The organism is Sphingomonas sp. 10B4 (assembly GCF_035019905.1).
GTDB lineage: Bacteria > Pseudomonadota > Alphaproteobacteria > Sphingomonadales > Sphingomonadaceae > Sphingomonas > Sphingomonas glacialis.
In genome coordinates, this window is sequence record NZ_JASJVC010000111.1 from 1 (window position 1) to 7171 (window position 7171).

Annotated in this window: 3 protein-coding genes; 2 read left to right on the forward strand and 1 reads right to left on the reverse strand. The window is 60.5% G+C overall.

Going from position 1 to position 7171, the window contains the following annotated elements; genetic code table 11:
- The first annotated feature begins 310 nt into the window (after positions 1-310).
- On the forward strand, positions 311-3700 hold the full coding sequence (locus QN347_RS18290; RefSeq protein ID WP_322162122.1) for an ATP-binding protein: 3390 nt from the start codon (positions 311-313) through the stop codon (positions 3698-3700).
- Here the strand turns inward: QN347_RS18290 and QN347_RS18295 are convergent.
- Positions 3685-4266: a response regulator transcription factor gene (locus QN347_RS18295; RefSeq protein ID WP_322162125.1), complete on the reverse strand. Its 582-nt coding sequence runs from the start codon at positions 4264-4266 to the stop codon at positions 3685-3687. The two genes, QN347_RS18290 and QN347_RS18295, sit on opposite strands and share 16 nt — an antisense overlap.
- A gap of 237 nt (positions 4267-4503) precedes the next feature.
- Between QN347_RS18295 and QN347_RS18300 the strand changes: the two genes are divergently transcribed.
- Positions 4504-6945: a TonB-dependent receptor gene (locus QN347_RS18300; protein WP_322162127.1), complete on the forward strand. Its 2442-nt coding sequence runs from the start codon at positions 4504-4506 to the stop codon at positions 6943-6945.
- Positions 6946-7171 lie beyond the last annotated feature (226 nt).

Consider the following 7171-nt stretch of genomic DNA (forward strand, 5'->3'; position numbering starts at 1 on the left):
GCCCCTCGAGTTCCTCACGTTTCATAAACAGGATGAATCACGGACTGCCCGGTTTGACAAGGGGGTGGGTAATTACCCGGCACGCGCGTCTTCACCGCCGCGCGCAGCCGGCAGGGCGACCATCTCAACCAGTTATGCATGTCGCTGATGACCGCCGAAAATCCCGCGCGGTTCAAGGCAGATCATGGGTTCTATGATCACGCCAACGCTTGATCCGAAATCAGCCGATCATCTTATTCGCTGAACGGATGCTGACATTCTTGCGTTAATCCCATAGCTTATCGATGTGCTTGGTCCATCGATTATCCTGGTGTCCGTCACTCTCTATCTGGCGTTGCTGGTTAATGTCGGTTGGCGGGCTGAACGGCGTAGTAGCAAGGCGTCGCCGCGTTGGCGCGGACTTCGCTATGGACTGTCGCTGGCCACGTTGTGTTCGGCGTGGACCTATTTTGGTGGGGTCGGCGATGCCAGCCAAGGAATTTGGCTGTTTGCGGCCAATGCCATGGGGCCGATTTTGGCGGTTACCCTGCTGTATCCCGTCTGGCGACGGATCGCGGTCCTGTCAAAGCAGGAAAATGTTGGGTCGCTCGCGGACTTTCTGGCAGCGCGTTATGGCAAGAGCCGTGCGCTGGGCATTCTTGCCACGTGCGTTTCCAGTCTGGGTGCCCTGCCTTATTTAGCGTTACAGTTAAAAGTGCTGACCAGCGCCTGGAATTTTTCGAGCGGTAGAACGGCACCTATCCATACGATGAACACAAGCGGCATGGGTGGGGCAGGTACGGCACTGGTTATGATGTTGATGCTGGTCGGTGTTGCCATCGTGTTCGGCGCGCGCCGGCCAAGTCTCACGCAGCAAAGCCGCGGCTTTGTCGGCATCATTGCGCTCGAATCGTGCGTTAAACTGGCGGGTCTGCTGGGCGTGGCAGTCCTGTCCGGCGCGCTGCTCCTGCGCTTGCCCGGGCTGTCCAGTTCAGCTCTGCAGGCGATTCCGCCGGTGGGCTGGCATCTTGATCTGTCGTTCCTAACGCTGATTCTTCTCTGCACTGTCACGGCCTTTACTCTGCCGCGGCAGTTCCATCTTGGCTTTGTCACGCTTGAGGACGTGTCCGACATCCGTGCCGCTGCGCTCGTGGTGCCGATCTATTTCAGCCTTTGGGTCGTGGCCACGCTGTTGATCGCCACCGCCATTCGTGCCGGGTTCGGGGCGGCGGATGTCGACGCACATCTGCAAGTGCTGGCGGTGCCGATGCACCATGGCGGGCCACTGCTGGCGATGGCGGCGTTGATCGGGGGTCTCTCGGCGGGCGGTGGGATGGTGATCGTCGAAATGACCGCGATTGCCGCGATGGTGTCGAACGAGATCGTGCTGCCGCTGCTCGGCGGGTGGATGCGTTCCGGCACGCCCGGGGCTGATCTTGGACGCGCGATCCTGACGATCCGGCGCGTGACCACTTTGTGCATTGCGCTGCTGGCGTGGCTCTATTTTCTTGGCATTCGCGAACTCGAAGGCACGATGCAACTTGGTTTGACGGCGCTGACGGCGTTTGCCCAGCTCAGCCCCGCGCTGCTTGGCGGGATCTATTGGCGGCGCGGCCATGCGCGCGGCGCGATTGCCGGGATCGTCGCGGGCATGGCTGTCTGGGCGCTGACACTGGCGGGCCCTGATCTGATGTTTGCACGCGGCGGAGGCGGATCGGGCATCAACGGGCTTTGGCCCAGCACCGGGCGGTGGATGCCCTATGGCGCGGTGCTGGCCAGCCTTGCCATGAACACCGCGCTGTTCGTCCTAGTTTCTCTGCGTTCAAAGGCACATTTGATTGACACGATCCAGGCCAATACCTTTGTCGCCAGCGCCTCGCCGACGCCGCTTGCTCCATCACGCCCGATCAGCGCGACGATTGGCGAACTACGGCACTTATTGACGCAGTTTTTGGGAAAGACAGAGGCCGACAAGGCGTTGCTTGATTACCGGATTTCGACCCGCGCTGGCAATCTGTCCGAAGCTGCGCCGGTCAGCCCGACGCTGGCCCGTTCGGCCGAACGTCTGCTCGCAGGAGTGATCGGGGCACCGTCGGCGCGCAATGTTGTCGCTATCGCGCTGGCCGCCGACAGCCAGGATGCCGGCGATATCAGCCGTATCCTCGATGAGGCAGGGCATGCCGTGCATTTCAGCCGTGAACTGCTGCAAACCACGCTCGACAGTCTGGCGCAAGGGGTCAGCGTGGTCGACGGCGATCTGCAACTGGTGGCGTGGAATACGCGCTGGCTGCAATTAATGGGGCTGGGGCCAGGTGATGTGCATGTCGGCAAATCATTGTCCGAGTTGATTGGCAACACGGCGCAAAAAGCCGGTCTGCGCATGCATCTGGCTAGTCGGCTGGAAGCGATTGCAGCGGGTCGACCGCTGCTCGGTGAAATTCACGGCGATCCTGATGGGCGTACCTTGCAAGTGGCAGGCCGGCCGCTGGGACAGGCCGACTATCTGATCACTTTGGCCGATGTCACCGATGCCAAGGCCGCGGCCCTGGTGCTGGCGCGAAGCAACGAGGAACTCGAAGTGCTGGTCAGCGAACGCACCACTGAACTGACGGCGGCGCGGCATCTGGCCGAACAGGCCACTGGTGCTCAAAAGCGGTTTGTCGCCGCTGCCAGCCACGATCTGGTCCAGCCTCTGCACGCTGCACGCCTGTTTATCGGCAATGCCTTGGTCAGGGCAGAGGCCGATCCGGGACAGGTCAGTCTGCTCGAACGCGCCGATCAGGCGGTGGAGGGCGCGCACCGCCTGTTGCGCGCGCTGCTCAACCTCTCGCAACTCGAAACAGGTGCCCTCAAACCGCGCATGGAGCCGGTCGATCTGCGCGCATTGCTGGTCTCTCTCGGACAGGAGTTTGCCGGGCAGGCTACGTCGCGCGGGCTGGATCTGGTCGTGCTGCCGACCACAGCCTGGGCGCTGAGCGATCGCGATCTGCTGCGCTCCATGCTGCAGAACTTGTTAGTCAATGCCTTACGCTATACGCCGCGCGGGCGGGTGGTGATGGCGGTGCGCGTAATGGGGCGATGCGTCCGGATCGAAGTGCGCGACAGCGGTGTCGGCATTGCGCCCGACAAACTGCCGGCTGCGTTCGGCGAATACAGCCGCCTGCCCGAAGGGCGGCGGCTGGCTGAAGGTGCGGGTCTGGGGCTGTCGATCTTGGCGCGGATCGCGCAGATGCTCGATCATCAGGTAATGGTGCGTTCACGTCCCGGGGCGGGTAGCACGTTTGGCGTGATTGTCGGCACCACCGCACCGGTTGCACTGAGCCCGCGCATGATCAGCCCGGCAGTCGATCTGGCGGGGTTGCGTGTGCTATGTATCGATGACGAGGCCGAAGTGCTGCTTGGCACCACTGCATTGATCGAGCGCTGGGGTGGTGTGGTGACCCCGGTCGAAAGCGCTGAAGACGTGCCGAATGGGACATGGGATGTCGCGCTCGCTGATTATCATCTTGCCGGCAGCGATGGCCTTGCCGCGCTGCGCGCATTGGCGGGGCGCGCACAATTGCGATTGCTGGTGACCGCGACCAGCGAAGAAGGCTGGGCGGAAATGCTGGCGATCGAAGGCATCGGTCTGTTCAACAAACCCGTCGCCCCGCTGGCCCTGCGCGCCGTGCTGGCGGAGGCGGCCAGCACGGCGACCCGCGACGATCAACCTGGACGGTAGCGCGCTAGGGCGAGCAGCTGAGACCGGGTCTGCACGCTCATTTTGCGGAACAGGCCGGTTAGGTGGTATTTGACCGTCGCCTCGGACAGCCCGAGTTCATAGGCGATCTGCTTGTTCAGCAATCCCCGGTGCACGCCATCGAGGATGCGCGCCTGCGTATGGGTCAGCCCGTTCTGCGCCTCGTCGGGATCGGCCTCGGGAAACCACGTCCCGCCGCCGATCAGGACCAGGACTGCGGCTGACAACTCGTCGATCCCTGCCGCCTTGGAGATGAAGCCCGCCGCGCCGCAGGCCTGCGCGGTCGCCACGGTTTCGACATCGTCGATTGCCGATACGATCGCCACGGCAAGGTCGGGATAGTGCGCTTTGATTGCCAGCAGTCCGCCGATCCCAGCGCTGTCGGGCAAATTGAGGTCGAGCAGCACCAGCGCCGCCGCAGCATCGACAGCCAGCCGTTTGCGCAGTGCGGCTATCGTGTCGCTTTGTTCGATCTGAACATCGACGCCGATTTGGCTGACCGTCGCGGCCAAGGCCTGCCGAAACAGCGGATGATCATCGACCAACATAATCCGCATCATTCGGTACCAATTTCGCTTTTTCAGGCTTTTGCTGTCGCATGATCTCGTGCCAAAAACCAGTTCCCGCTTTTAGGCGTCACGCCCGGGCCGAACACACCATGCCCCGCACCGTGGGCAAGGCATACGGGCTCGACCTACGTCTAGGCGCTTCTTGCGTCACCTGCCGGTAGTTATTACCCCGAGCCGGTCGAAACCGGACGCTTGGACGGTTTTTGGGGGGGAATCATGCTCGATCTGAACAACACAATGCGCCTGCGCGCCTTAGCTGCAAGCTCGGCGCTGGCGCTGGCTGTGCTGATGCCCGCCATCGCACATGGGCAGGCTGCGACTTCAGCTGCCGGGTCAGCCGCCAGCCCGCCTGCCGATGTCGATACCGGCGAAATCATTGTCACCGCGCTCAGGCGCTCGGAGAGCGTGCTGAAAGTTCCGGCGGCGATCTCGGTCGTCGGGGGCGGCGATCTGAAGACGGTCGGCGTGAACACCGTCACCGATCTGCAAAACCTCGTCCCCGGATTGAACATCGGCACCGGCGGTCTTGGCATCAACATCAGCATTCGCGGCATCACCTCGACGGATCAGACTAGCAAGGGTGAGCTTGGCATTGCCTACAACGTCGATGGCGCTTTCGTCGGCCGCGGCCAGGAACAGGGTCTTCCCTATTTCGATGTAGAGCGGATCGAAGTACTGCGCGGGCCGCAAGGGACGCTTTACGGGCGTTCCTCCACCGGCGGTGCCATCAACGTGATCACGAAGAAGCCGTCGATCGGCGTCTTAGAAGGCTACGGCAAGTTCGAATACGGCAACTACAACGCCGTTCGCGGCGAAGCGGCGATCAATATTCCCGTGAGCGACATGATCGCGGTTCGAGTCGCCGGCAACTTCAATAGGCGCGATGGTTATCTGAAGCCGCAAGGCTTCAGCATCGTCGATACGAATGCCGTTCCGCCGACCAGCAGCTACACGTTCGCGCCAGGCAACCAGAAGGCGAAGAACGATCAGTCCGACCAGACCGGCCGCGTATCGATCGTGATCAAGCCTTCCAATGATGTGACCTTCATCGGGATTGCGACGATCGGACACCAGGGCGGGGTCGGAAGAGGCAGCGCCCTCCTCGACTCGTTGAATGCCGGCAGCTCGCGCCAATTCGACATCCTCGCAAACCCGGTTCCGGCCTTCCAGGATACCGACTTCCAGAACTTCGTCGGCACGTTGAACGTCAAATTCGGTGGGGCGCAGCTCGACATTCTGGGCAGCCATCAGCATTTCAAGGATCACACGCAAGATACCAGCACAAACAATCCGCTGGCAAATAAGACCGGCGCGGGCCGAAGCCCGGTTTTCCCGGGCAGTTCGGCCTTCACGCTTGGCGACTATCAAGGTGTCTTCAACACCACACAGTTGGAAGCCCGCATCTCGAATGTCGATCCAGGTATCATCGATTACGTCGCGGGTGCGAACTACTACTATGAGAAAATTAATGAGAGCGCCCACAACTGGTATGCGCCTGTGGGAAGCCCTTTGAACACCGTGACATATCAGAATGGTATCGACCCGCTCAACACGACCAGCCACAAATCCTACGGTATTTTCGCGCAGGGAACCTATCACGTCACCCGCGAACTCGGCGTCGTCGCAGGAGTTCGGTATACGCACGATGAAACCGTGCGGGTCGGCACATTTGCGGTCCCATTCTTCAATCCCGCGCTTGGTTCGCCATTCTCACCGGCAACCTACTGGCTCGATCAAAAAGGCCAGCCTTGCCACTATCCGAACGATTGTGTCGGCGGCCCGAACAACGGCAATGGATCGGACAGCAAGGTTACCTGGCGCATCGGTCTCAATTATCAGCTCACGCCGAGGGATTTGCTTTTCGCCTCGGTCTCGACGGGCTTTAAGGCTGGTGGGTTTAACGATTTTGATCCAGTCACCGCTAAGACCTCACCTTATGGTCCCGAGTCACTGACCGCTTACGAAATCGGCTACAAGGGCAAACTCATACAAGGCCTGACCCTGACAAGCGGTTTCTATTATTATGACTATTCAAAGCAGCAGTTCAATTCGGTCGTCTTCTTCGGGCCGGGCGGCACGCCCCCGGGTGTGCTCTACACCGCTATTGGCAAGTCCCAAATCTATGGCTGGGAGAACGAGTTCAGCTACCAGATCGACAACGACACGACCCTCGGTGGCAATCTCACCCTCGGCCACTCCAAGGTCGGGAATTTGTTGACCGGCCGAGTTAGCACAAACCAGTTCCAATATGCCGGTCAACGTCTTGACAGCAGTCCGGAATTCACGGCGACGGGGGTTGTCAGCCATAGTTTCGAACTTGGCGGAGGCTCACGGCTCAAGCTGCGCGGTCTCATCAAATACAGCTCGAGCTACCTGATTTCCGACCTGTCGAATGTCGTCCAGTTCAAGCAGAATTCCTATACCCGAAGCGATGCCAGCCTCACTTATGCGACCGCAGCTGATCGTTTCACCATTCAGGTTTTTGTCGAAAATATCGAGAACAAGCTGCAGAAGACCAGTGGTCCCAACAGTTACGCCGGTGGCTATGGCGGGACGAATGGCAATTTTGTGCCAACAACTGAAACGATACCCAACTCGATTTCCTTCGGCGTTAACACCCCGCGCTTCTTCGGTGTGCGCTTTGGCGCCAAGTTCTAGCGCGGTCAGTTTCCGTTCCCTCCCAGTATGGTCCGCCGTGCCTGTGTGCGGCGGACTATCTTTTTGATGGCTGAGCAATGGATATCCAACGGGAGTTGCCAGACCAGGCCTATGACGCGCGCGGCATCGCCGTGATGGCACTGTGCTTTGGTAATTACCCACCCCCTTGTCAAACCGGGCAGTCCGTGATTCATCCTGTTTATGAAACGTGAGGAACTCGAGGGGC

What these genes read in the sequence shown, in the direction of transcription:
- QN347_RS18295 (WP_322162125.1), bottom strand. Translation starts at nt 4,266, where the DNA reads ATGTTGGTCGATGATCATCCGCTGTTTCGGCAGGCCTTGGCCGCGACG.
- QN347_RS18300 (WP_322162127.1), top strand. Translation starts at nt 4,504, where the DNA reads ATGCTCGATCTGAACAACACAATGCGCCTGCGCGCCTTAGCTGCAAGC.